The sequence below is a fragment of the Bradyrhizobium sp. AZCC 1588 genome (assembly GCF_036924735.1).
Classification (GTDB): Bacteria; Pseudomonadota; Alphaproteobacteria; order Rhizobiales; family Xanthobacteraceae; genus Bradyrhizobium.
In genome coordinates, this window is the sequence record NZ_JAZHSC010000001.1 from 6,641,700 (window position 1) to 6,665,456 (window position 23,757).

General features: G+C 59.7%; 31 protein-coding genes, 1 tRNA gene and 1 pseudogene. 24 read left to right on the forward strand and 9 right to left on the reverse strand.

All coding sequences use genetic code 11. The features are described from left to right. Positions 1–263 precede the first annotated feature (263 nt). The 17 genes from V1277_RS30945 (at position 264) to V1277_RS31020 (ending at position 9,717) form a co-directional block, all read left to right on the forward strand. Positions 264–1,535 (forward strand): tyrosine-type recombinase/integrase, encoded by a 1,272-nt coding sequence (locus tag V1277_RS30945; RefSeq protein WP_334419506.1) that lies wholly within the window; start codon positions 264–266, stop codon positions 1,533–1,535. Next, entirely contained in the window at positions 1,532–2,086 is a 555-nt protein-coding gene (locus V1277_RS30950; protein ID WP_334419507.1) for a hypothetical protein, read from the forward strand. Before V1277_RS30945 ends, V1277_RS30950 begins: the two co-directional genes overlap by 4 nt. Positions 2,087–2,163: 77 nt before the next feature. Continuing rightward, complete coding sequence (locus tag V1277_RS35115) at positions 2,164–2,358, forward strand: helix-turn-helix domain-containing protein (protein ID WP_442894540.1); 195 nt, start codon at positions 2,164–2,166, stop codon at positions 2,356–2,358. Positions 2,359–2,429: 71 nt separating this feature from the next. After that, positions 2,430–2,756 carry a hypothetical protein gene (locus tag V1277_RS30955; protein WP_334419509.1) on the forward strand — a complete coding sequence of 109 codons (327 nt, stop codon included), beginning with the start codon at positions 2,430–2,432 and terminating at the stop codon, positions 2,754–2,756. Then, positions 2,753–3,199 carry a hypothetical protein gene (locus V1277_RS30960; RefSeq protein WP_334419510.1) on the forward strand — a complete coding sequence of 149 codons (447 nt, stop codon included), beginning with the start codon at positions 2,753–2,755 and terminating at the stop codon, positions 3,197–3,199. Before V1277_RS30955 ends, V1277_RS30960 begins: the two co-directional genes overlap by 4 nt. Before the next feature lie 7 nt (positions 3,200–3,206). Further along, positions 3,207–3,725, forward strand: coding sequence for a hypothetical protein (locus V1277_RS30965; RefSeq protein ID WP_334419512.1), 519 nt, complete (start codon positions 3,207–3,209; stop codon positions 3,723–3,725). 46 nt (positions 3,726–3,771) lie between these two features. Next, a complete protein-coding gene (locus V1277_RS30970; RefSeq protein ID WP_334419513.1) occupies positions 3,772–4,089 on the forward strand; it encodes a hypothetical protein in 318 nt (105 codons plus the stop codon). 47 nt (positions 4,090–4,136) lie between these two features. Next, complete coding sequence (locus V1277_RS30975) at positions 4,137–5,039, forward strand: hypothetical protein (protein WP_334419514.1); 903 nt, start codon at positions 4,137–4,139, stop codon at positions 5,037–5,039. Positions 5,040–5,355: 316 nt separating this feature from the next. Further along, entirely contained in the window at positions 5,356–5,571 is a 216-nt protein-coding gene (locus V1277_RS30980) for a hypothetical protein (RefSeq protein WP_334419515.1), read from the forward strand. Beyond that, positions 5,571–5,963: a hypothetical protein gene (locus V1277_RS30985; protein ID WP_334419516.1), complete on the forward strand. Its 393-nt coding sequence runs from the start codon at positions 5,571–5,573 to the stop codon at positions 5,961–5,963. Before V1277_RS30980 ends, V1277_RS30985 begins: the two co-directional genes overlap by 1 nt. Next, the gene (locus V1277_RS30990) at positions 5,963–6,967 is read left to right on the forward strand and encodes a phage tail protein (protein WP_334419517.1); all 1,005 of its coding nucleotides are present in this window, start codon (positions 5,963–5,965) and stop codon (positions 6,965–6,967) included. The genes V1277_RS30985 and V1277_RS30990 overlap by 1 nt, the downstream gene beginning before the upstream one ends. A 3-nt stretch (positions 6,968–6,970) precedes the next feature. Then, positions 6,971–8,158, forward strand: a complete 1,188-nt coding sequence (locus V1277_RS30995; RefSeq protein ID WP_334419518.1) for a hypothetical protein — start codon at positions 6,971–6,973, stop codon at positions 8,156–8,158. 1 nt (position 8,159) lies between these two features. Beyond that, positions 8,160–8,408 carry a hypothetical protein gene (locus V1277_RS31000; protein ID WP_334419519.1) on the forward strand — a complete coding sequence of 83 codons (249 nt, stop codon included), beginning with the start codon at positions 8,160–8,162 and terminating at the stop codon, positions 8,406–8,408. Between the two features lie 11 nt (positions 8,409–8,419). Next, positions 8,420–8,986: a hypothetical protein gene (locus V1277_RS31005; protein ID WP_334419520.1), complete on the forward strand. Its 567-nt coding sequence runs from the start codon at positions 8,420–8,422 to the stop codon at positions 8,984–8,986. Continuing rightward, positions 8,958–9,173: a hypothetical protein gene (locus V1277_RS31010; protein WP_334419521.1), complete on the forward strand. Its 216-nt coding sequence runs from the start codon at positions 8,958–8,960 to the stop codon at positions 9,171–9,173. The genes V1277_RS31005 and V1277_RS31010 overlap by 29 nt, the downstream gene beginning before the upstream one ends. Beyond that, the gene (locus V1277_RS31015; protein ID WP_334419522.1) at positions 9,170–9,343 is read left to right on the forward strand and encodes a hypothetical protein; all 174 of its coding nucleotides are present in this window, start codon (positions 9,170–9,172) and stop codon (positions 9,341–9,343) included. Before V1277_RS31010 ends, V1277_RS31015 begins: the two co-directional genes overlap by 4 nt. 209 nt (positions 9,344–9,552) lie before the next feature. Beyond that, entirely contained in the window at positions 9,553–9,717 is a 165-nt protein-coding gene (locus V1277_RS31020; RefSeq protein ID WP_334419523.1) for a hypothetical protein, read from the forward strand. 48 nt (positions 9,718–9,765) lie between these two features. Here V1277_RS31020 and V1277_RS31025 read toward each other — a convergent pair whose 3' ends face one another. Further along, entirely contained in the window at positions 9,766–10,041 is a 276-nt protein-coding gene (locus tag V1277_RS31025; protein WP_334419524.1) for a hypothetical protein, read from the reverse strand. After that, positions 10,038–10,775 carry a PEP-CTERM sorting domain-containing protein gene (locus tag V1277_RS31030; RefSeq protein ID WP_334419525.1) on the reverse strand — a complete coding sequence of 246 codons (738 nt, stop codon included), beginning with the start codon at positions 10,773–10,775 and terminating at the stop codon, positions 10,038–10,040. The genes V1277_RS31025 and V1277_RS31030 overlap by 4 nt, the downstream gene beginning before the upstream one ends. A gap of 239 nt (positions 10,776–11,014) precedes the next feature. On the opposite strand from V1277_RS31030, the gene V1277_RS31035 reads away from it, so the two are divergent. The 5 genes from V1277_RS31035 to V1277_RS31055 all read left to right on the forward strand — a co-directional run bounded on the left by V1277_RS31035 (position 11,015) and on the right by V1277_RS31055 (position 14,890). Continuing rightward, positions 11,015–12,034, forward strand: a complete 1,020-nt coding sequence (locus V1277_RS31035) for a hypothetical protein (protein ID WP_334419526.1) — start codon at positions 11,015–11,017, stop codon at positions 12,032–12,034. A gap of 149 nt (positions 12,035–12,183) precedes the next feature. Next, a complete protein-coding gene (locus V1277_RS31040; protein WP_334419527.1) occupies positions 12,184–13,161 on the forward strand; it encodes a hypothetical protein in 978 nt (325 codons plus the stop codon). Positions 13,162–13,500: 339 nt separating this feature from the next. Then, positions 13,501–14,052, forward strand: coding sequence for a hypothetical protein (locus V1277_RS31045; RefSeq protein ID WP_334419528.1), 552 nt, complete (start codon positions 13,501–13,503; stop codon positions 14,050–14,052). After that, entirely contained in the window at positions 14,052–14,243 is a 192-nt protein-coding gene (locus V1277_RS31050; protein ID WP_334419529.1) for a hypothetical protein, read from the forward strand. The genes V1277_RS31045 and V1277_RS31050 overlap by 1 nt, the downstream gene beginning before the upstream one ends. Before the next feature lie 461 nt (positions 14,244–14,704). Continuing rightward, a complete protein-coding gene (locus tag V1277_RS31055; RefSeq protein ID WP_334419530.1) occupies positions 14,705–14,890 on the forward strand; it encodes a hypothetical protein in 186 nt (61 codons plus the stop codon). A 294-nt stretch (positions 14,891–15,184) separates the two neighbouring features. Here V1277_RS31055 and V1277_RS31060 read toward each other — a convergent pair whose 3' ends face one another. Both V1277_RS31060 and V1277_RS31065 read right to left on the reverse strand, forming a co-directional pair. After that, entirely contained in the window at positions 15,185–15,331 is a 147-nt protein-coding gene (locus V1277_RS31060; RefSeq protein ID WP_247513356.1) for a hypothetical protein, read from the reverse strand. Continuing rightward, positions 15,328–15,555 carry a hypothetical protein gene (locus V1277_RS31065; protein WP_334419531.1) on the reverse strand — a complete coding sequence of 76 codons (228 nt, stop codon included), beginning with the start codon at positions 15,553–15,555 and terminating at the stop codon, positions 15,328–15,330. The genes V1277_RS31060 and V1277_RS31065 overlap by 4 nt, the downstream gene beginning before the upstream one ends. A 269-nt stretch (positions 15,556–15,824) precedes the next feature. Here V1277_RS31065 and V1277_RS31070 point away from each other — a divergent pair, with 269 nt between their 5' ends. Beyond that, on the forward strand, positions 15,825–16,055 hold the full coding sequence (locus V1277_RS31070; protein WP_334419533.1) for a hypothetical protein: 231 nt from the start codon (positions 15,825–15,827) through the stop codon (positions 16,053–16,055). 370 nt (positions 16,056–16,425) lie between these two features. On the opposite strand, the gene V1277_RS31075 is transcribed toward V1277_RS31070, so the two are convergent. The 3 genes and pseudogenes from V1277_RS31075 to V1277_RS31085 form a co-directional block, all read right to left on the reverse strand. Then, positions 16,426–16,501 (reverse strand) — tRNA-Lys (locus V1277_RS31075). Between the two features lie 147 nt (positions 16,502–16,648). Beyond that, positions 16,649–19,328: pseudogene (locus tag V1277_RS31080) on the reverse strand (glycosyltransferase). Positions 19,329–19,543: 215 nt separating this feature from the next. Then, the gene (locus V1277_RS31085) at positions 19,544–20,113 is read right to left on the reverse strand and encodes a beta-1-3, beta-1-6-glucan biosynthesis protein (protein ID WP_334419535.1); all 570 of its coding nucleotides are present in this window, start codon (positions 20,111–20,113) and stop codon (positions 19,544–19,546) included. 249 nt (positions 20,114–20,362) lie between these two features. On the opposite strand from V1277_RS31085, the gene V1277_RS31090 reads away from it, so the two are divergent. After that, the gene (locus V1277_RS31090) at positions 20,363–21,988 is read left to right on the forward strand and encodes a glycoside hydrolase family 17 protein (RefSeq protein ID WP_334419536.1); all 1,626 of its coding nucleotides are present in this window, start codon (positions 20,363–20,365) and stop codon (positions 21,986–21,988) included. Here V1277_RS31090 and V1277_RS31095 read toward each other — a convergent pair. Next, positions 21,948–22,328, reverse strand: coding sequence for a hypothetical protein (locus V1277_RS31095; protein ID WP_334419537.1), 381 nt, complete (start codon positions 22,326–22,328; stop codon positions 21,948–21,950). The two genes, V1277_RS31090 and V1277_RS31095, sit on opposite strands and share 41 nt — an antisense overlap. Positions 22,329–22,425: 97 nt before the next feature. Then, positions 22,426–23,694, reverse strand: a complete 1,269-nt coding sequence (locus tag V1277_RS31100) for a hypothetical protein (protein ID WP_334419539.1) — start codon at positions 23,692–23,694, stop codon at positions 22,426–22,428. Between the last annotated feature and the right edge of the window lie 63 nt (positions 23,695–23,757).

Genomic DNA, 23,757 nt, shown 5'->3' on the forward strand with positions numbered 1-23,757 from the left:
AAATTGGCCTAAGCGATTGATTTCATTGGTGAGCGCGGAGGGACTCGAACCCTCGACCCCATGATTAAAAGTTATGGGCATGTCCACAAGCGAAGCCATTGAAAATCCTCCAGTTTGCTCGAAACCACCGAGAAATGCAGATTCTATCGGCATTTCCGCGCTTGTCTAGTTTGGTGGCGATTTGTCTTGATTTGCGCGCCGCATGTGTACATAAGGTGGACACTCCGACCTTTTGATTTTTGTACACATAAGGATTTTTTCCTATGGCAGTTGGGAAGATCACGAAGACAGCGGTTGACCGACTTCAGCCTGGCGAGCGGATCGCCGATAGTGCGATCAGGGGTTTTATCGTCCGGCGGCTGGACAGTGGCGCGGCTTCCTATGCCTATCGCTACCGCGTCAAGGGAACCAACCAACAGCGGCTTATCAGCCTGGGGATCCACGGCACCATTACCGCGGAACAGGCTCGCACCCTCGCGAAGAGGCGGGCGGGTGAGGTTGCGCACGGCAAAGACCCCAAGGGCGAGCAGGAGGAAACCCGAGCGGAAGCGAAGCGCGAGAAGCGGGCCGAAATCAATACCGTCAACGCCATCCTTGACGCCTTCGAGAAGGACCACGTCGAGGGACTGCGCAGCGGCGATCAGGTGAAGGCCGCATTCAAAAACCACGTCCGGCCGCGCCTTGGGGATAAGTCGATTTACGACCTCAAGCGCAGTGACATCACCACCATGCTCAACGAGATCAAGGCCGAGAACGGCCCTGTCATGGCCGACCGGGTACTGGCCCACGTCCGCAAGGCGCTCAACTGGCAGATGGTGCAGGACGACGAGTTTAAATCGCCGATCGTCCGCGGCATGGCAAAGACCAAGCCGAAGGAGAGGGCGCGCAAGCGGATCCTGACAGACGACGAGATCAGGGATGTATGGGCAGCGCTCGACCTGATGGAGAAGCCGACCTGCTATCCGGCCTACGTCCGCAACCTGTTGCTGACCATGACGCGCCGGAATGAATCCTCCGAAATGAACGTCACCGAGCTGGATGGGGATCTTTGGACAATTCCTGCGGAGCGGTACAAAAACAAACTTGACCACGTGGTCCCATTGTCCGCGATGGCGTTGGAAAACCTCAAGACGGCGCCGGCACCCGCAAAAGGCATCAACGCCTATTTCCTGTTCTCGACCGCGACCACAAACCGGCCGATGGGCAAGACGGCATTCAGCGGCTTCAGCAAAGCTAAGGCTGAGCTTAACAGGCATATTGCGAAGCTTAGGAAGGCCGCTGGTAAGCCCGCAATGCCGCGGTGGACCCTGCACGACCTGAGGCGCACCGCGCGCACGCTGATGTCGCGCGCGGGCGTCCCGGCCGATCACGCCGAACGTGCAGAGGGACACGTTATCCCCGGCGTACGTGGCACCTATGATCGGTATGAATACCTGGACGAAAAGCGCAAGGCGTTCGAGGCGCTGGCGCAGCTTGTGGCGCTGATCCTCAACCCGCCGGCCGACAATGTGGTGCAGATCGCGAGGGGCAAATGATCGGACAATTGGAACCTACAGAACAGACGCGGCTATTGATGCAGCTAAATTTAATGCGCCGCCTTCTCGACGGCCCCACAACGATGAAGCCAAACATCCAGAAGGCGGCGCGTGCGGTGGCGGAGAACCTGAGCGACAGGATTCAATTCAACTGCGGATGGCACGCTGCCGCGCCAGATCGCGAGTTGCCGGGATCTGCATCAGCCGCAACAATCCAAGCCGAGCTGACGCCGCTGATCGACTTGTTGCAGGCCCGGGCAAAGCCAGCGCGTGGCCGTGGGCGCCCAACGAAAGACGCCATCGCCGGTCCCGACATGCTTGTCATTATCGAGTATTTGAGCGACCGCACAGGCAAATCGCTGGCGAGCATCATTGACGCCGGGATCAGAGATAAGGGCTGCGACCTCGACAAGAACAAGACCACCGCCGCTCACGTAAAGAGGATTGAGCGCATCATTGAGAAGATGAAAAGGGCGCACCTGCCCAAGACGAATAATGTTTTGATTTTTCGTCCAAAGAAAGCACCGCGACGAAAATTGCCGGGGAAATAGCGTCCAGCGTTCGCGCTGGCGAAGCGAACTAAGCGAGAACATTATGAAGCCTCTTCAACCAATGAGAGGCATTCACAATGAACACTGTCAAAGAGGCCGCCAGAAAGCTTAGCGTGTCAGAGCACACGCTGAACGGCTGGCGTGTCCAGGGACGCGGACCCGAGTTTGTGAAACTCGGGTCAGCCGTTCGCTACACCGACGAAGCAATCGAAAAATTCAAGGAAGCAGGGAAGCGGCAATCAACGTCGCAGCCCGTGCCGGCGTGCGCGTAAAGCGAAAGCCCCGGCGTTGCGAGCGCTCGGGGCTTTCTGAAACTTCATCAAGCAGCAGATTGGAAACACAAATGCACTACAACACCGCGCCCGAGGGCGCAACAACCAACTATCCCGACAGCCCCGGCTATCGCCACAATGCGCCCGAAACCAGCCGGGAGGCCGCGGAAGCGGTGGCACCGATGGCACGCAACCACCGAGCTCAAGTCTTGGCGGTGCTCAAGGAAGCCTACCCGGAAGGCCGCAGTTCCGACCAGATCGCCTACGCGATCGGCCTGAGCCCGTACAGCGTCCGGCCTCGCGTGAGCGAGCTACAGGCCGCCGGCAAGGTGGAGCGCACCGACGACCGCGCCAAGAACGAGGGCGGGCGTTCCGTCGTGCTTTGGAGGGCTGCATGAACAAGGCAGTCACTCCGAAACAGCTTGAACTGACGGCGGGCAAGTCCACGGAAGACCTTCTGAAAATGTCGGCGCCGCATATCGATTTCGAAGGTGCCGCATTCAAGGAAAGCTTGAAGGGGCTCGACAAGATCGAAAAGGAAGAGGCCGCCCGCGCCGTCCTGGGAATGAACGAGGTGGAGACGAAGGTTCGGTCAACGGCCAACTCCATCTTGGCATCGGTGGGGCTTCCTCCGAAAGATTTCGATGACTTCGATTGGTCCACCGACGATTCCGTCATCCTGCACGAACAAAAGGCGACGGCGGTCTATCACAATAAGTTTGGCGGTCTCGTTATCAGGCAGGAAAAAGCCTGGGACGAGGAAAGCGACCCCTACGTCGTGATCAGCGCCGACAACGCCGTGACGTTCATGGAAGCCCTTGCGAAGCGGGCGAGGGAGTAACCAGCGCGTGGCCGGCAAACACAAAGACAAGGGGCCGCGCCACGTCCGCCTTTGCCATTACATGATGGACTCTCAGGCTTGGAAGAGCCTGGGGGCCATTGCGAGGGCGATCTACCCTCACATAGCAAAGCGGTACGCTGGCATCGGCAGCAACAACGGGCGGATTGGCTATTCAGTCCGCGAGGCGGCGGCAGAATTTCACATTGGCACGTCGACGGCGAAGCGAGCCTTGGACGAGTTGCAGGACCGCGGCTTTATCGTTCCGATGAAAAAGGGCGCCTTCAGTCTGAAGGTTCGCAACAGCACTGAATGGCGGCTGACCGAGTTTCATTGCGACGTGACGAACAAGTTGGCGACCAAGGATTTCATGACGTGGACGCCCGACAAAAACAAAACACGGTACCCACAGCGGCACCGCTCGGTATCTGTAGCGGCACCGACCGGTATCTCCAGCGGCACCGTGCCAGACTCTGATACCTCTCACGGTATCTGTAGCGGCACCGTCAACGGGGGTTTGGCTGCATGATCGGTATCTGTAGCGGCACACATATAGTTAACCAGGGTGTAGAGCTATGAAAGCTTGCAATGCACTGATCGTATGGACGCCAACCAATGTCGACGGCATCCCGCTCGAGCTGCGGGGCAGGGTTGAGGTTCGCACGCTGCAAAGCTGCCGAGATTGGATCAAGCCGCCTTTCTCCAGGACCGGCGGCGCGTCATCGGTTGCCGTTCGAAAGATGACCGGACTGAAAAGCGAGCTTCGCCTGTTTATCGAGTTTCAAACGCTCGTTGTTCGCGATGGCATCGACCCGCAGAAGGCGCACAAGGCGTTTTTGGCGATCGACGAATATCGCAAACTGATATCTCCCGATTGCGTCGGCGCCGAGTAAACAGATCGGTGTAACGTCATCAAAACCCCTTAATTTGCAGGCATAAAATGGAAGTTGAACTGATTGGCGAAAAGGAAAAGCGTTCGGGCTACAGCCCCGAGATTGCCGAGCAGATTTTGGAGCGCATTTGCAATGGCGAATTGCTCACCGAGGTTTGCAAGGGCGACAACATGCCGACGCGAACAGCATTCTACGGATGGATGCGCGGCCGGGATGACCTGAGGGACGATTACTTGCGTTCCCGCCTTGCCTGGGCGGACTACTGGGCGGAACGGGTTATCCAAATCTCGTTGAACCCGGAACGGTCGATCGAGGCAGAGGGCAAGATATTCGTTGACCGGGACGTCGTGGCCTGGGCGAAGCATCTAACCGATAACCTGAAGTGGCTGGTTGGCAAGTATGCGCCGCGGACGTATGGCGACAAAGTAGAGTTACTGGCGAGCGCGGGCGATCAGCAAGCCAAGCTAGATCCGATCAACAAGATTGAGTTGATTGGCGTAAGGCCGGAAGATGGGGCGGTTAACGGCACCACAATCTTCAGATGGGCCGACAGCGTTCGCGTTGTCGTCTATCCAATGCTCAGGCCAGACGGAACGCTAATACCGAAAGACACGCCGGAATATGATGCCGCGATCGAGCAAGCGGCAAACGAGGCCCGGAAGCGCCACGCAGACCCCCTGACCGGCAGGAGGGAAACCAGCGTCGGCATCGACCTGAACCTCGATGAGCAGCCCAAGCCGCCGGCACAGCTCACGTACCAGCCCGAGCCATTGCCCGGGGGGCTCACAGAGAGCGATTGGCAGATCATGGGCGACGTACTGCGCCTGATTAAGCAAACCATCCCCAGCGACGACTCAAGCCCGCCTGAGACCATCTTCCGAGTGATGAAGGAAGCTCTATTGCTCCACTTCCGTGAGGTGGACATAGACGCCAGTGCCAATGCGGCCTAGCTCGGTTCTCCCGTAGTACCGAGCACGAACCGCGGAAAGAAATGTTCCCCGAAAGCACATTTATTGGCGCGAGGCAGCGAGGCACAAGCGACGCTTACGCGCGCGCGAGGAATGACGATCTTGCGGTGCCGATCGAGAACCGCGACTGCGACCGATCAACGCAGGATTTTAGCTCGCTTGTGGACACGTAGTGTACAGTTGTACTGCATTGTAAGGTAAGCTACGGTAAAACAAGGGATTTCTAGTGGTTTTCCCGTGATTAAGTATTACGGGGTCGCTATATTGGCGTGGACTGATTTGAACAGGACCACGACCAATGAACGACGACCAGCTAGCCGAGCTAATGAACCGGGCCTCGACCCATACGCCAATCCAGCGGCTTTCCCATGCAGAGCAACGCGTGGTGTTCCGATGGCTAGCCGATAACGGCTACATCACCTTTACGGACTCCGCAGCCGGGCTGGAGCGCGCTCCGCAGCGGCAGAAGGCTCACGCCTACACCACTGAAGGCAAGCCGGTCTGGAAGCGGTGATGAGCAAGCCGTTCCAGATCATGATGCCTGAACGGGCGCTAGGACTCGTTGCCGAGGCCGCTGAGGAGTCCGGCTGCAAATCCTCGACGTGGGCGCGGCAAGCGCTCTACGCCGCTCTGCGGGCATCTGGGCGAGATCCTACTGGCATTCCCCCGGACGGCGGCGCAGGCATCCAGCAATGGGCGTTGGTGATCGGCGACGAGGTGAAGGCGCTGCACCAGGCAAATGACAAGCCGGCTGACGAGCAGGGCGGGCGCTGGCTGCCCGTTGTCTATGCCGACAGCCAACTATTTGACCCCGAGATCCACTACCGGACGCCGCCCTGGATGCGTGTTGAGGCTTCGCGCGTCGTGCGGACCTATCCCGTTGTCGAGAAGGCCGAGGCAATCTGATGCCCAGCGGGACCTATATTTGGAGCCAGACGGCTGCCAGCAACGCCACGGCTGACAGCGCGATCGGGTGGGCTGAAGGACAAGCACCTAGCAGCGTGAACGACAGTGCCCGCTCGATGATGGCGGTGCTGAAGAAGCACGACGACGACATTTCAGGGGCGATCGTTACCGGGGGGACTTCAACGGCCTACACGGTTGCCAGCTATAGCACCTTTGACAGTTTGGCTCACATGAGCGGCCAGATGATTGCCTTCACTCCCCACACGACGAACGGCGCAACGGTCACGCTCAATGTGGACGGTCTCGGGGCGAAGCCATTGCGCTCGGCTCCCGGCGTTGAACTGCTTGCCGGAACACTGATTGAGGGCACGCCGTATACCTGTCTTTACGACAACAGCGACGCGGTTTGGTATCTCCGGGGCTTCTACGGCAATCCGTATAACGTGCCGTTGGGCGCCGGGATGGATTATTGGCTGCCGACCGCGCCCAATAGTTCGTTCGCCTTCCCGTTCGGGCAAGAGATCAGCCGCACGACTTATGCGACCCTGTTTGCCGCGATGGGAACGACCTATGGCGGCGGCGACGGCAGCACTACCTTTAAACTGCCCGACAAGCGGGGGCGCGTCTCTGCTGGCAAGGATGACATGGGCGGTTCATCTGCAAACCGTCTAACCAACGCTGACGATGGTTTGAATGGCGACACGTTGGGGGCGACTGGCGGCGGCGAAACACAGACGCTCGCAACCGCGAATCTTCCTGCTTACACCCCGAGCGGGTCGGTGGCGATTACATCAATAAATCAAATTACGCGGGACTTCACGGGCGTTGGCAGCCCTGACATTAACACATTGTCGACCGGCACGTCCGGGATCACTCGGACAAACGGCCTGCCATTCTCAGGCGGAACGGCGACGTTCACCGGCACGGCGCAGGGCGGCACAAGCACGGCCTTTGGCATCGTCCAGCCGACCATCGTCTGCAATTACATCATGAGGATTATCTGATCCATGAGCGAAACGCGCGACGAATCTACCGGCCAATTCACGGAAAGCGGCGCCAACCTCACGGGCGAAGCCTACGAGATGCACAAGGCCGGCTATGTGCCGAAGCTTGAAGAGTCGGCAGAGAAGGGACCGGAAGACGCGAAAGAGCTTGGCGAGTCATTTGCAGAGCTCCGCGGTCATGATCCTGAGCCAGAGCCCGTTCTCGGGCTGACAAAGGAGGATGACGGCGAGCCCAAAGAGGCGCTCACTCAGCAACAGTTCGCCGAGTACCTGGGCGAAGAGCGGCGAGCGCACGAAAGCCTCATTGAGACCGTCGGAAATGCAGAAGTCGCTGCGTATGCGGATGCTCTCCGCGCTCATCTCAACGGCGTTGATGCTGAAGAGCTGGCCGCAACGGGAAGCAAACCAGAGCCGGCGATCGAGACGGCACCCCAAACGGATGCCGAACCCGTTGACGGACTGGCGCCGGATCTGGCGAAGGCGCTGCAGCACCCGCAGGTTCGGGAAGCCGTCGAGGCACAATTCAGCGAAGCAACTAAAGCCCGTGAGCAATATTCGGCCGGCCTGGAAACCGCGCGAGTGTCGACGTTGGCGACGCTAGCAGAAGTGGTGCCGCATCTGGCAGGGCTGCCACCGCAGCAGTTCGAGCAGGGGCTCGCGCTCTTGTCCCAGGCCGATCCTCCTGCCTTCGACAAGGCGATGAATATTCTCGGCCGGGCGCACCAGATCACGCAGGCTCAACAGCAGGCGCGGCAGCAGCAAGCACAAATAGCACATCAGCAGTTCGAGGCCAGTGTGCAGGCCGAGGACGCTCGCCTTACCGAATTGTTTGGTGGCGACAAGGCGGCGGCTGACGAGGCCACTGATGCAACCATCTCCTACCTGTCCGAGCACGGTTTCACTCGGCGCCAGATGGTTGACGTGTTCAAGGCCAATCCAGTGCTCTCGACCGCAGAGGCGCGCCGGACCATCTGGGAGGCGGCAAAATATCGAGACATCCAGAAGGCCAAGATTACTGCGGCTGCTAAGCCAGCTCCCGCCGTTCAGCGGCCTGGTATCGCCGTGTCGTCCGGCGAAAGGCATGCGAGCGCCCTGGAAGCGAGGACGTCACGGGCGCGGTCCAGGATCGATAGCGGCAACGGCGACGCCAAAGACATTGCATCACTAATCGGCTCATTGAGGAGGGCGTAAAATGGCGAACGACACTCTAAAGCAGACAATCAATCAAGTTCGCAATGCCTACGGCGTTGAAACGACGCCGCAGTACCTAGCCGAGTTTTTTCCGGCCTACGATCAACGCACGCGGGCGCAAATTCTCAACGATATGGACGCCGCGAGCGAGAGCTTCGAAGGTGAGACACAGCGCGAAACCGGCGGAAATCTTGCTCTGCGGGCGAAGCTGGAGGCTGTGCATCAAGCCCTCATCAAGGCTCGCCGATGACGAATCCGGTATTGCAGGCGCTCAACAACGCCAAGCTGGCCGAGCGCGACAGCCACTGGCAGCGTAACGAGGCCGCGATGCTGGCGGCGCTCAAGCGGCAATTCGGCGAAGCTCCATTGAAGCAGACGCCGGCAATGGTCGCCGCACTGTCCGCCTTCGTCAATTGGTGTGAGGCGAGGGGCGTTCGATCGTGCCCCGCACAGCCTGCCGCTGTTGCTCAGTTCGCTCTTGAGAATGCCGGCCTTGGGATCGATGCGATTTCGGAGGTCGTAGATCACATCGCGGATATGCATGAAGCAGCCGGGCTGGCCAATCCAGTAGCCACCTGGATCGTTGCGGAAGCGATGGACCGGATCGGCGGCGAGGTTGAAACGCCGCGCTCGTGGCCGAAAGAGCACAAATGGCGGTTCACGCAGTTGCCCTGCATCTTGCGGCGCTATCTCTCTGCTCATGACAAGCAACGCGAAAAGACCGTGAGGCGAGCACTAAACGAAGCTGCGACCGCGCGGCAGGAACTAGCCGCAATTCAGAAACCAGCAGAGGTGACACATGGCGATCACTCGCACGCCGCCGCTTGAAGAGCGAATCGAAAAACTTCGCGCCGACATCGACGCCTTTATCGATACGCGCATTGCCAAGGAAGCGAAAGACTGTCCCGGCGTGCCAGCCGTGATGCTTCGCCAGATGGCAACATCCGGTTCCGGCGGGTGCCAGTGCGCGGCGTATCTCAAATTGAAGCAGCAGGAAGAGGAGCGGGCGGCATGATCGGGCTTCTGGACGGCATCACCGATCCTGAATTGATGGCGAGGGTTGCCGAGCGTCAGCGAATTATTGCGCGCGTCGTGGAGCTGATGGGCATGACGAGGGCACGAGCCATTGAAGCTCTCGATGACTTCGAGACCAACCTTTGCCATGAAAGCCAAGCGTTGCACTGATGGTGGGCTGGCTTGATGCACTGGAGCGACGAGCGCGCGAAGCGGTAGGGGGTGTGTCCGTCGCTCCCGCGCCCGCACGCCAACCAGCGAAGCTGCAACCAAAGCCCGTCATTCGCACAGTATGGGTGCAGACCGCTCCGGCGCGCCCACCCGACTATCCAGGCGCGGCAGAGCCGGGATTCTATTCGGTAACGGACGGCGTTCTGACGATGCACGACGAGAGCGGCAAGCCTACCGGGCAGCGGCAGCAGCTAGGGCAGGGCGATGACCCGCACCGGATTGCCGGCCGCCTGAGGCTGGAGGCGTGGCGAAAGGAGACGGGCGAATCTAACTTCAACCGGCGGATTGATTATAAGCGCGTCGGCTATGCCTGAGCCGAACAGAGAGGACTAATGCGAAAAGAAAAACTAAACCCAAGTGAGTTAAACGCCGCTGCGAGGCTTCTCTTGGTTGCCGAGCGTTGCGGCCCTGAGGCCCTCGACAATAGCGATAGCTTTTACCGTATGACCGGGATCGGCGGCTTTTCCGAACTTGATAGCCATGTGCTCAACTTCGTTCGCGGCATTGTCGAAACCGGTCTTGATGGCGTGAGCCAGCCGCGGATCGACACGGGCAACACGGTCAAGAACGTGAGCTAGGACAGCTTGCATCGCGAGTGTCTCGGCAGATAGCGCGATGATTTCGGCGTCATGTTTCATTGTGTTTTTCTCCACGCGCGGCTTCGAGCAGCGAATGTCAATCCCGCAAACCCGATCAGCAGCATCGCCCAGGTTGAGGGTTCGGGGATGGCAGGTGAGATTTGTAGTACTAGCCGCTGACTTCCATTCGCTACCGAGCCGCTGAAAATTTCACGCAGATCCTTGGTTGCGGCAATCGAGAATAAGCCGCCGCCTACTGCGTTGTTTAAGTCTGCAATAGCCGAATCATTTAGTTGGAACGTGAGTTGATCAGAAGGGAATATTTCTGTCGGCGATATAGCCAGTCCGGTTCCGTAGAGACTTCCACTTCCTAGATCGTTCCAAATCGCTATGGGCGCTATTCCAACGGTGTTATTTAGAACCAACGCATGCGTGCTGACATCGAAGAAGGAAATAAGGCCGCCATCGTTGAAACCGGTACCAATAAAGGCCTGAAGTCTAATTTCTGCACCTGTTATTATCTTTCCTTGCAGCGCAGGATCATCCAGATCAAACGTAAAGAAGCTTCGATAGCTAAAATTTACACCGGGGCTCACATTGAAGCTTGTCCCAGTGCTGTAGTTCGTATTCGTCGATATGTTTGGTGTGTCTAAACTCCACCAACCTTGTCCAGCCTTCCCAAGCTCATTGACCACAGATGGATCGTTTGTACTTAGGATAAGCGAGGACGCATTCGCGGTTGTCGTCAGACCTGCGACAAAGCAAAAAATCAGCAATCCATAAAGCGTGCGCATGAAGACCCCCAAAACATCATTCCACCTTCCCGCGGCAGTTGAGTCAATGCGAGCGGAAAGAAAGGTAGCTGGATGATGTTGGAATGTGGGGCGGATGGTTGGCAGGGGCCCTGCGGAGGCCCATTCGACCGACTGTACAACGATAGTAGAGGGTACTGTGAGCAAAAGTCCCTTACGATAACTTTACCCCCCGACCGTCTTGGTTGTATCGTCCTCCAGGGCTATATCAAGAGGGGCAGATGGCCGAAGAAGCCGTTTTCGAGATTGGGAGCGAAGAGGAAGCGTGGAACGTCCTTGATAAGGCTCTGCAAAACAAATTGGGCGAGTTGCCTGCGGTCCACGTTATTTGGAAGGACTGGCCAGCACTCAATATCCATCTTTCGCATGTCCCTGAAGATGGAACGATCTCGTCCAGTACAATGGCAGCCATTCTTGAGCTGCAGAAGTCGCTTTATCGGACGCACGCTCTACTTTCGACGGGAAGCGACAACCTTAGGACTTTGAGCAGATCTGAACGCGAACGATTCGAACTTCGCTTGAAGGTTGAAAAAGGCAGTAGCGACCTATCAATTAATCTCTCTGAGATTATCAGCAAATTCGGGAACGATGTGATTGCCAAAATGACCGGCACCGAAATTCTCATTCTGATACTCGGCCTGGCACTCATCTATGGAGGCAGGTTAGTGATCGGCGAGTTCATCAAAACCAAGACGGAGCAGCGTAAGATCGCTTCGGATGACGATAAGACGCGCCAGTTGCTTTCGAACTATCAAGCTCAAATAGAAAATGACACGAAGCGTTTTGAGTTGCTAACGCACGCCTTGCAAAAAAGGCCTGTTCTGCAGCAAATCGAACAATCTGCAACGGAAGCTCGGGAAGAGATTGTAAAGGCGATCGCGGACGAGGGAGGAGGATCGATCCAGAACATTCCGTTACCTCGCGAAGTCGCGACCGAGATTAGCTCAGTGAACCGAGCGCAAAGTTCTGAAACCAAGCTGGCCGGACAATATAGGGTCGCAAAGGTCGATACGACTGTGGCTGATGGATTCCGCGTTACGCTTGAAGACACAAAGACGGGAGAGACAGTGACAGCGTCCCTGTTCGATGCCGTCGTGTCCGCAGAGCATCGCCGCATCCTCCAAGACGCGGAATGGAACAAAAAGCCGCTCTTCGTCGAAATGGCGGGTAAAAAGCTTCGAGGCCGAGTGACGGAAGCTAAAATCGTAAGCGTGGCGGTGCATCAGGCAGAACCCCGCTGATCTGCCCATCCCGGTACGGCGCCGGAAATCTCCGACTCAACATCCGTTCTCGTCGACCAGGGAAATGTGATGGCGTAGCCCGACACATGCCCGCCGCGACTCAGGTTCTGCATCTGCCGGCGCAATCACGCGCTCAGCGGAGCGGAAAGATGCCAAGGGACAATCTGGCGACTCCCTCATCGCCTTCTGATTTTCATCGAACGCGCGAATTGGATTGGTGGCGCAATGCGCCGCCTGGAATGCCGGCTGCAATGGCTGAAGAGTGTATAGCGAGGCTGAAGGCCGGAAACACCGTGCGTAAACTCACGTCGGGCCTAAGGCAGCTCGGTCCTGGGCTGGTCACCTATCAACGCTTCAAGAAGCACTGTGAGCTTCACCCCGAGTGGGCAGCAGAGGCATGGCGAATATCTAAGGCAAACACGAAGGCGGCGAGGGGCGCGCGCTTTCGTGCAATGACCCACTGCAAACACGGTCACCCGCTGTCGGGCGACAATTTATATTTATATGTGGCCAAGGGCCGCAAGGAGCGAAAATGCTTGACGTGCAACAAGAGGCTCGCCTTGTCCGGCCGTCGCGTGTCGGAAGAGCAAGCGAGGCGGGTTGTCGGGGCCCTCAATGAGGGGAGAACGATCGCTGAAATCACCAAAACCGGTCCCTCGTACATCCTCAATAGTCGCGCACTCCTGCTCTTTAGACAGAAGCATCCGAAGTTCGATCAGCTCGTTGTCCGGCTATCGACCGCGAATGCAAAAGTTCACCACGCAGAGGCGCGGGCTCGACGAGCTCAAATCGTAAGAGCGCCGTCTATCACCGACCGCGCAGAGGACATCTTCTTGATGATCATCTCCGCTGTCCCGACGACCTTGCCGGCCCCGATCCGAGATGACGTGATCGGAGCCATGGCCTTGGAAATCGTTGAGGGGAGGCTGCGCCGGACCGACATTCGGCGGCGCGTCGGCGAATACATCATCGCGCAATTTCGCCAATTCAGTAAATTCGGCACAATATCCTTGGATGCTCAGCTTTATGCCGAGGGAAGAGCCACGCTTCTTGATCGCCTCTCAAGCGAAGCGAGCACCGGCTACTGGGATCCGAACATGATGGCGTCGTCTGGCCGCCGGGTATGATCGGGACGCGCCGAAGCGCCCCGAAAGGGGATGGATTTATTAACGCAAATCAGTTCTGATGGTCGCGGAGCCTAGAAACTCCCGCGAATGGCCTTGCCGGGCCATTGGCACCCAGAGCGTTGGCAGGGCGATCCTTGCCGGGATCAAACACGCCAACGAAAAGTAACGCGCCGATAGCCGTCGGCGTGACCGGCGCACTATGCCGGGAAGGCGACGGCTATACAAGACCCGAAAGGGAAAGGCCGTCGCGCGTAGTCTCTGGCTACGTTTCTAGCTTCCCGGCGCCAGCGCTGACCGCTGGCACCTGGCCCTAGAAAGCCAGTCATCCAGAGAACCACCATGAAAGCAAAGGCCATAGAAGCGCCTAGTGAGTCCCCAGAATCGTTTGCCGCGCTCGCGGCTGCCTTGGACCCCCGATGGCATGAAGCCACCCAGCGACTCGCTAACGTCCTTATGTGCGTGTCCGGCCAGCTTGATCTAGTCCGGGAATGCAAAGACGCGGGCGACTTCGTTTCCCGCTGTCGATCGCTTGTGACGACGTTGATCGATGTGCTGGACGAGATCGACCCTGATTCCGAGCTTGAGGAGGACGTTCGCGAGGACGTCGGCGACGATGAACCGTCGCTAGGTTCATTTGATCGGATGACTGATCAGAACAAGGCGTGGCGCACTCAATCCATGTGGGCCTTCCCTGCCGTCGACGCCGAGCAGGATAACGCCGACGACGAACCGGCCCTTGGCAGTCTCGACCAGCACGACAACCAAGAGGTATGGGCAACGGGCGACCGGCGGGACATCGAACTAGACCACGCCGAGTCCGGCATCGCCGATCAGGATGGACTAGACGAACAGGTCCCGTTCCGCGATTGGCAGGGCGTGGGGATGGTGTGATGGCAAAGGAAGAGAACTGGCATCGACGTCACGCAATAATGCTTGCGGGCCAATTGCCCGACGACAAAGAGGACGCCCTGACGGTGCTGCGGCTGGCAACGCAGCTTGTTACGGACTTCCTTGAGTCGGATCAGGCCGACAAGCCGCCGGCACCCGTGATTGCGTTAGTGAGGGGTCCGGAATGCGCCTGATCTCTAGGCATTGAAACCCGGAGGCCCGCCGGTTCACGCTGGCGGGCCTTTTCGTTCTCATTTCGTGGTTTGTTCTTGTTCGGCGGCGGGTACTGGCCTGTGTTAACCCCTAGTGGCCTAATTTGAATTTCGCAATGGCCTAATTTGAACATTAACGGGCCGCGAAGTTGTCAAGCCCTGTTCATGCGCCATTGTGGGTAGGTCCAGAACAAAGTAGGGACCGCGACCTCTTTCCATTAACCGCTTAAACCCTTGATGCCATTGCTTTTTGGGGAATAGGCCCTTTTCGGTTCCTAAGAAGCCGTAAAGTTGCCCAAACCCGTTCTCGGTAGTTTTACTGAAGGAACGGCGCGGCATGTCACTAATTGCTGCGAGCGCTCCCCTTAGGAACTACGGGGAGGACAGGAGTTTAAGAGTGCTTCAACGGTGTAACGGCGCGGGGAAGTCCCCGTGGAAGGGCCATGGACAGCGCACAACATTGCCTCGATCAATTGGAAGAATGTCGTTACTTGATGAAATCTGCGCGGAGTGAGGCTGAAGCCCATGCCTTGAAACAAATCTGTCGCAGCTGGACGGCACTTGCCGGCCAGATTGACCGGTACAACGCGCTGGTGCGTGAACAAAACCGCCGCATAGCCCGGAAGTAAGGCCGCCTCAGTTGGCGGCCTCCTTCATTTCGAGCCCTTCTCAAGTACGGCGCCGCCTGGTCTTTGTCAGCGGCCGTACAGACCGCGCCCCGATGGCTGGCTATTCTGTAAAAGCCCCCGGCTACATGTCCCCCCAGAGCTTAGCCGGGGGGTTCTCCAAGGTGCGGCGGCGGCCCCGGTGCGTTGCGTACTGCCGGGGCCGCTACTGCGATCCGAGCGCTTGCCAAACTATCGCGAGAATCAGAATAGCGACCATGGCGTAGGCGGTCACGCGGCCAAGATGGTTGAGCCGGTTCATTCCAGAACCTCATACTCAAAGGCTACGCCTTCAGGATCGTTTTCCTCAAACCACTTTTCTGCAGCGTCCACATTGGCAAACACCTTGATGTGCTCGGGATCTCCCACCTGCTTGCTGGTGTTGACGTAGACAAAAACGGTCATTGGTCTCTCTTCAGCTTGCGCTTGCCCCAATGATGACTCTTGCGCTCGGGATCAAAGACCCGTTCGACGTGACGGTTCAACGCCCGCATGACGCCGATCCGGGCCAACATTGTGGGGCCGCCGTTCTCTGCAACGAGGATGAGCGCCTCCATGGCGGCCTGCCATTCCGGCGCGGAGTGCTCTTCCTTCGGCAGCTTCATGATGTAGCTGGCGGCATCCTTCAACGTGACGAGCCGGCGGCCATTCGGAAGCGGTATTGGATCCTCAAACGAGGTCGACCAGGGCAATAAAATCTACTCGGGCAATGATCTTGGGTGTTCTACCCCAGCACAGCCTATTCCTAGCGGCTTGTCATCTCGTTCATGTTTTGTACTATTGAGCGCATCGTGAAAAACGAACGTGAAATCGAGATCCTTTTCAGGCGCCTTCGCCTGTACGACCAGCTCGGGCGCGAGGCCGAAGGCCTTTACCGAACGATCCAGAGAGCATTGAAATGCCGGAGCCGCTGCAGTGGTACGACGAGAAGGCGGAAAACTCGCCGTGGCTGCGGGCACTCGCTGAAGTGCGCCAGCGAGCCACGCGCGAGGGCTACTGTTATCAGCACGTCCAGGCGATCACCGTCGCGATCGACCAGTACGCCGAGAAGGCGCTAGGCAATCGAGACTACTTCCTCAACAAGCCGTACAGCATCGGCGAGAGCAGGAAGGCGGGGGACGTGCCGTGAACGAAAAAAATGCTGACCGACGTCAATCGTGGATCTGCGGCACCAGCCAGGCAAACCCCAAGCGCACGGCCACATACGCAACAGCGAGACCTGCCACGATCCAAAGCGCGACGTCGACCATGATCATCCTCCATGATTCATCCCGACCGGATCATTGTCCAACTTCTCTTAACGAAACATTAGCCATGCTTGCCGCGCCGGCACAGAAGCCGAAGCAACCACGCGAGCCACTGCGGCACTTCCAGCCAGTCTGGATCGCCGTCTTTTCGCGGCTCGGGTACCCCCGCCGCTTGTGCACAAAGTGTGTACATAACAAAAAACCGGCTCTTTTCAGAAACCGGGTTTTCGCCACTAAGTGTTTGATTTTGCTTGGTGAGCGCGGAGGGACTCGAACCCTCGACCCCATGATTAAAAGTCACGTGCTCTACCGCCTGAGCTACGCGCTCACTCGCCGCGCTGTGTAGGGGGCGGGCCCCTGCGGGTCAATAGCACAAGCACGGCAAATTCGTGGTCTGCTTGATCCCAATTCTCTTTAGCTAGCTAAAGGTTAGTTCGGAATCTTCAACTACCCGTCGCCAATCGATCCACGGCGGTTAGTTGACCTCACGGCGAATCTCGGAGGCGACCGGCTGGGACTGGGTGTTGACCGTCGGCAGGGTGACCGGCCGCAGCCCGATCAGTTCCGCCGTCCGCACCGCGCTGTTGCGCCAGAAGGCGAAGGAATTGATCCGGGAGTTTTCCAGCACTGCGATTGCAACCGCCGCGAGGAACGGCAGGCTTTGCAGCACCAGCACGCCCGCGAAGATGTAGATCTCGCGCACCTCCTTGTAGCCGTTGGTGACGACCAGGACGGCGGCGCCGATCAGCAGCAGCACGCCGATCACGGCCTCCCAGAACGCCTGGAATTCGATCGACATCCGCGACAACCCGCCCTTGGAGGTGCGGGCGAAGGCGAGATGCTCGGTGATCAGGCCCTGGGCCACCGCGCGCGACACCGTCCATTGCACGCTCATCGCCGCGATCATGGCGCCCAGCATCTGGCCGGCCTTGATCTTCACCCGCAGGCGATAGAGCGCAATGAAATGCACCAGCGAGACGACGAAGGAGCCGATGATCGGCAGCGTCAGGATCTTGTCGGGGACGGCGATGTCGGCAAACGCCACGATCGGCACCCAGATCAGGTTGAGGATCGCCACGACGACGCCCAGGCTTTCGGCGCCGAGCCAGTTCAGCCAGCCCAGCGAGAATTCGCGGCGCTGGTCCGGCGTCAGCCGGCTCGCGCCGGGCAGGAAGCGACGCCAGTGCTTCTTGACGATCTGGAAGCCGCCATAGGCCCAGCGGTGCCGCTGCTTCTTGAACGCCTCATAGGTGTCGGGCAGGAGGCCCTCGCCATAGCGGACGTTGGTGTAGTGCGTCAGCCAGCCCTGCTGCTGGATGGTCAGGCCAAGATCGGTGTCCTCGCAGATGGTGTCGCTGGACCAGCCGCCGGCCATGTCCATCGCGGAGCGGCGGATCAGGCACATCGTGCCGTGCACGATGATCGAGTTGAACTCGTTGCGCTGGACCATGCCGATGTCGAAGAACCCGGCATATTCGCCGTTCATGATGTAGTGCATCAGCGAGCGGTCGCCGTCGCGATGCTCCTGCGGCGCCTGCACCAGGCCGACGCGCGGGTCGGCGAAAACAGGCACGAGATCTTTCAGCCAGTCCGGATGCACGACATAGTCGGCGTCAATGATGCCGATGATCTCGGCATCCGCCGCGGTGCGCTCCATGGCGATGCGAAGCGCGCCGGCCTTGAAGCCCTGCACCTTCTCGGCGTTGATGAACTTGAAGCGTTCGCCGAGCGCGCGGCAGTGATCCTGGATCGGCCGCCAGAATTCCGGGTCGGGCGTGTTGTTGATGATGCAGACGCATTCGAAATTCGGGTAGTCGAGCCGCGACACCGCATCCAGCGTCTGCTTCAGCATCTCGACCGGCTCGAAGTAAGCGGGGATGTGAATCGAAACCTTCGGGAAAGCGACGTTCTCGCCGATGGTGGCGGGCGCTAACGGCGCGCTCTTGGTAATCAGCCGGCGCGGACCGCGGCCGAAGGCAATCGCCGCGATTTCGTCGATGCGCGCCATCGCGATCAGGATCAGCGGAACCAGCAGGATCAGGCCAAGCGTCAGCGCAAAGGCCGAGCCGAACACGAAATAATGCCCGGCCCAGTAGGCGAACACGGTGGAAACCCAGGCGCCGACGCCGTTCGCTGCCGCTGAAAGCAGCAGTGCCTGCATGATTGTCGGCTGCTCGAGCCGCAGGATCGGCAGCGACATCAGGATGCCCATCAGCAGCGCGATCGCGGCGAGCTTCCAGTAATTCTCGTTCACGATCGGGCCGGTCCACGCGAATTTCGGTTCGCGATTGGCATCGAGAATGCCCCAATAGGGGCCGACGCCGCCTTCGAAGAATTTCCACGGCTGATCGATCGCCTCGACGATGTTGTAGTCCATGCCGATGGCTTCGGCGCGGGTGACGAAATTGCGCAGCACCGAGGCCTGCTCGAACGGGCCGGGCTCGGCGTTCCTCAAATTGTATCCGGCGCTCGGCCAGCCGAACTCGGCGATGACGATTCGTTTGCCGGGAAACTGGTCACGCAGCAGTTGGAACATCGCCACCGCCTGATCGACGGCCTGCTTGGAGGTGAAGTTTTCCCAATAGGGCAGCACGTGCGCGGCGATGAAATCGACAGAGGACGCCAGTTCCGGATTGTCGCGCCAGATGTTCCAGATTTCGCCTGTCGTCACGGGAACGTTGACGGAATTTCTTGACCTGCTTGATCAGCTCGACCAGGTCGTCGATCTTTTGCTCGCCGCGGAAAATCGTTTCGTTGCCGACGACGATTCCGTTGACGTTGCTGTTGCGCTTGGCGAGGTTGATCGCCGCCTCGATCTCGCGCTTGTTGCGATCGGAATTCTTGTCGATCCAGGCGCCGACGGTGACTTTCAGGCCGAATTCGGCAGCGATCGGCGGCACCAGTTCGACGCCACCGGTCGAGGAGTAGAGACGAATCGCGCGCGTGATCGTCGAGAGCTTCTTCAGGTCGGCGCGAATCTTTTCGATCTGCGGAATATTGTCGACGTCGGGATGCGCCGAACCCTCGAACGGCGCATAGGAGACGCTGGGTAAAATGCCCCTGAAATCGGGCGCCGCTTGCTTTTCCTGGAATAGGCTCCACAGCCCGGCGTGAGCTGCGGTAACGAACAGCAGAACGGCAACGATGGCGCGCATCGGCGACTAAACCATACGGGGCTGCAATTTATAGGAAGCGAACCTGTCCCCTAGGTTCGACCGAGACGACGGCGTCATTAGGATAGTCCTGCCCCGCGTTTTCACAACTGGTATGACGCCATGACTTTTTTAAGGACGGCGCTTTAAGGGCGTGACCAATCCAAACGCCGGACAAATAGGATCGTTCCTCTGAACGTATCCTGAATGCCGGACGTCTATTTCGCGGGCGGGGCAGGCGCGGGGCTGGGGGCCGGCGAGGGCGAAGCGGCCGGCGCAGGCGTCGCATTGCCGGCGGTCGCCGGCGGCGGGTTGGCTGCTGCGGCAGCCTGCGGCTGAGCGCCCGGATTGATCCAGCAGACGTGGATGCGGCTGTCGAGGGTTTCCGCCACCTTGGGATCGATCTGTCCGCCAAAACGGGTCAGGCAGCGGAAGGTGGCCTGGACATGCCCGCCGGGGCAGCCGAACCGGTCATAGAGATCGAGGTGCCGGAACGCGGTATCCAGGTCGTCGCGCCACATTAGGCGGACCACCCGGCGGCCGAGCCAGACGCATTCGGGATTTCCGGCCGGGCCGTTGATTGCCTGGGCCGCCTCGACGAATTCGTCGGCCTTGCGCTGGTTTTCCTTGCTGGCGTCGGCGGCACTGGCCGGCGCCTTGCCTTGATCCTGCGGGGTCGGGCTGCCGCTCTGGGCAAACGCCCCGCCCGATCCGATCAGGAGGGCCAGGCCGGCAGCGGCGAAGCGCCTCAAAACCGCAACTCTTGGATCAAGCAACCGTCGACGCATACATTCCCCGATCAATTTCCTGCCGCGAGCGGCTGGTGTGGTGTTCTGGCTTGTTGCCGCCCAAATAGGTCCCCAATGCGGCGGAAACATCCGGCGATTCACATGACGGTTATTTCAGATTTTGTCCAGCAAAGTCACAACTTTATCACGGACGCTGGTAAAACTGCCGCAGGGACCCAGGCGAATAGGGCCATCGTGCATCTTGGCAGAACGCCGATGAACGGGTAATCGACGGTCCCCGCCCGGAGGATGGAACCGATTTCTCTTCGTACGCCGCTGGCGCTTCTCCTTTCATCGCTTGGTATGATCGCGGCTTTGTGGTGGTGGCTCGCCACGCCGATTACGCTCGCGCGCGCGCCGATCGATCCCAATGCCAAGCTGCAATGCGTGTCGTACGCACCGTTCCGCGGCGCGCAGACACCCCTGATACCGAGCACGCAGATCCTTCCTGAACAGATCGCGGAGGATCTGGCGCAGCTTGCCAAGATCACTGAATGCGTGCGGACCTATTCGATCGAGAACGGGCTCGACCAGGTTCCGGCACTGGCCGCCAAGGTCGGGCTGAAGGTGATCCAGGGGATCTGGCTCTCGAGCAACCGAATCAAGAATCTTGCCCAGATTTCGGTCGCGATCGAACTAACCAAGGAACACCCGGACACGATCACCGCACTGGTGGTCGGCAACGAGGTGCTGCTACGCGGCGAGATGACGACATCGGATCTCGCGGCCCACATCCGCTCGGTGAAGTCGCGGGTCACCGTGCCCGTCACCTATGCCGACGTCTGGGAGTTCTGGCTGCGCAACCGCGAAATCTACGACGCGGTCGACTTCGTCACGATCCACATCCTGCCGTACTGGGAAGACATGCCGGTGCGCGCGAAACACGCTGCCGGCCATGTCGACGATATTCGCAAGCGGATGGCGGTGGCATTTCCAGCTAAGGAAATCCTGATCGGCGAAACCGGCTGGCCGAGCGCGGGGCGGATGCGCGAAGGCGCGCTGCCGTCGCGCACCAACCAGGCGCGCGTGGTGTCGGAAATCCTCGATCTCGCCAAGCGCGAAAAGTTTCGGGTCAACCTGATCGAGGCCTACGACCAGCCGTGGAAGCGGCAGCTCGAAGGCACCGTCGGCGGCTATTGGGGCATGATCAACGACGCGCAGCGGGCGGTGAAATATCCGCCCGGCGAGCCGATCAGCAATTATCCGTTCTGGAAATTGCAGATGGGAGGCGGCATGGCGCTCAGCGCCTTCGTCTTCCTGGCGGGCTGGCTGACGCTGCGGCGGCGGCCGTGGAAGCCCGGCCTGGCCGCCTGGATTGCGGTCGGGACGTCGGCAACGACCGCCGGCATGCTGCTCGGGGTCGCCGCGGACAAGATGTTTTACGAGAGCTACGGGGCAGGCGGCTGGCTGCAATGGGGCGCGCTGCTGGCAGCCGCCATTGCCTCGCCGATGCTGTGCGCGAACGCTGCGATGTCGGGGCGGTCGCTGCCGACCTTCCTCGAACTGCTCGGACCGCGCGAGGGCCGGACCAAGTCGGTGCTGACGGCGCTGTTGGGATTCGTGCTTATCGTCACCACGCTGATTGCGGCGCAAACCGCGCTCGGCTTTACGTTCGATCCGCGCTACCGCGATTTCCCGTTCGCTTCGCTGACCATGGCGGTGGTGCCGTTCGCGGCGCTGATGCTGCTGAACCGGCCGAAAGAGGGCGTTCGCCCGATTGCCGAATCCGCCTTTGCCGGCTTGCTGGTCGTAGCCGCGCTGTTCACCGGCATCAACGAAGGCAATCAGAACTGGCAGTCGATGTGGACCTGCGCGATCTATCTCTTGCTGGCGCTCACGCTGTGGCGGGCGCGGGCCGTGCAAATCCCAAAATGAGCAGGCCGATCGCAATTCCCGACAGCGCGATATTGTAGAGCACGATCCCAAATCCCGCCGCGATCAAGCCGCCGGTCAGCAGCACGATCGACGGCCGCATGACGTGAAGCGTCGCGATCACAAGCGCGGTGATGCCGAATACCGAGTTCTTGAACAGGTAGGTGGCGAGCGTCCGCGACTTGCACAGCATGGTCTGCAGGCCGGCGTCGCAGGCCAGCGCGACGGTCGAGAACTCGATCGCGAGGTAGCGCAGATAGAGCGCGTAGCCGACGGTGACGAAGCCGACCACCAACAGAAATTGAACTTGATAGGGCGTGAGCCGGAACGGGGATTTTTTCATCGGCGCAATATGGTCGGGATTGGCGGTCGGGACAAGCGTTCGCAGGCAAGCGAGAATGCAAGTCAGAATTTCGGCATAACGCCCTGTAGCCAAAAGCCTATTGCGAATTTTTCTTGCCGAAGATGGACGAAAATGTCGTCTGCGTTGGCTCCGGCGGCGGCTCCGGCTTCTTCGCCACCTCCTCAACGACTGTCGCCGCCGACTGCTTGGCGATACTGCGCCGGCGCGGGCCAGGCTTGGCGGCAGTGGGCGGCGGATCGTTCAACGACAGCCGCTGGCCATCGAAGATCGCGGTCTCGCAAGGACGGTTGTTTTCGGCAAGAATGGCGCAGATCCTGGCAGCGGCGCCGGCATCGTTCAGCGGACCGGCGACCAGGCGAAGCTGCATGCCGAGGCCGTTGGTGCCTTCCTTCACGACGATGATCGGGCGCAGTGCCGTCAGCGGCGCGTTCGATCTGGATTTGAGCAGCCCCCGCCACAACGCGCGCAGGCCATTCACCGAATTGGCGCTGCCGAGATCGACCCCGAACTCGGTCCGCTGCAGGGAGATTTTAGGCGCGGTGGCGTCATCCGCCTCCGCGTCTGATGGCGCCGACGCCACGACATCCGGGATCGGGCTTGCGATCACCGGGTTCGGCCCTTTGCCCAGCTCGATCAGTTCGGCGGCGGCGGGGTCAGGAGGAGCCATTATCGACTGCGCGGCCTTCAGTGGCGTAGCGGGCGAAGGTTTTGCGGGCTCCGGCGTGACGGCGTCGGCCTTTGCCATCTCGGCCTTGGCCGTTTCCAGTTTGGCGCTCTCAGTTTTAGCTGCGTCGGCCTTCGCCGCATCCTTTGCCGCATGCGAAACCGTCGCCGGGGCAGGCTCGGCGGTGGCCTTGTCAGCGACCGGCGCGGTCGCTACCGGCGCAACGCTTGGCGATGGCGGCTTGTGGGCGGCTTGCGGTTCCGCATTTGCAGCCGGCGGCGAAGCCTGCGCGGAACCCTGGCGGGCGACGGCGCCGGTGACGGATTCGAGCCCCTGTTCCAGGCTGGTGACACGGGAATACAGCCGGTCGCGATCGCCGTTGAGCGTATCGATGGCGGCGGCGAGCCGCCGCGCCTCATTCTGGGTTTCCCTCGCCACGAGCTGAATTTGCTGTGCCTGCCGGGTGTGATCTGCGGCGGCGACCTGTTCGCGCTTCAATCCAAGGGATGATTGGTTGGCCATGACGGCCAGAATCACCGCAGCCGTCGCGCCGACGCCCCAGGATCCGATCCGGCACAGCGCGCGGCGGTCGAACTGATCCTCGTCGGCGAACAGGTTGCTCAGCACGCCGCCGGAGTCATCCGCCTCGAAGTCTGCGAGATGGTCGGTTTTCCTGGCCAAACGCCCTTGGCCCTCCTCGAGGCCTGCCGAATCACAGGGCAAACATTAACAGGAAAAGCGACG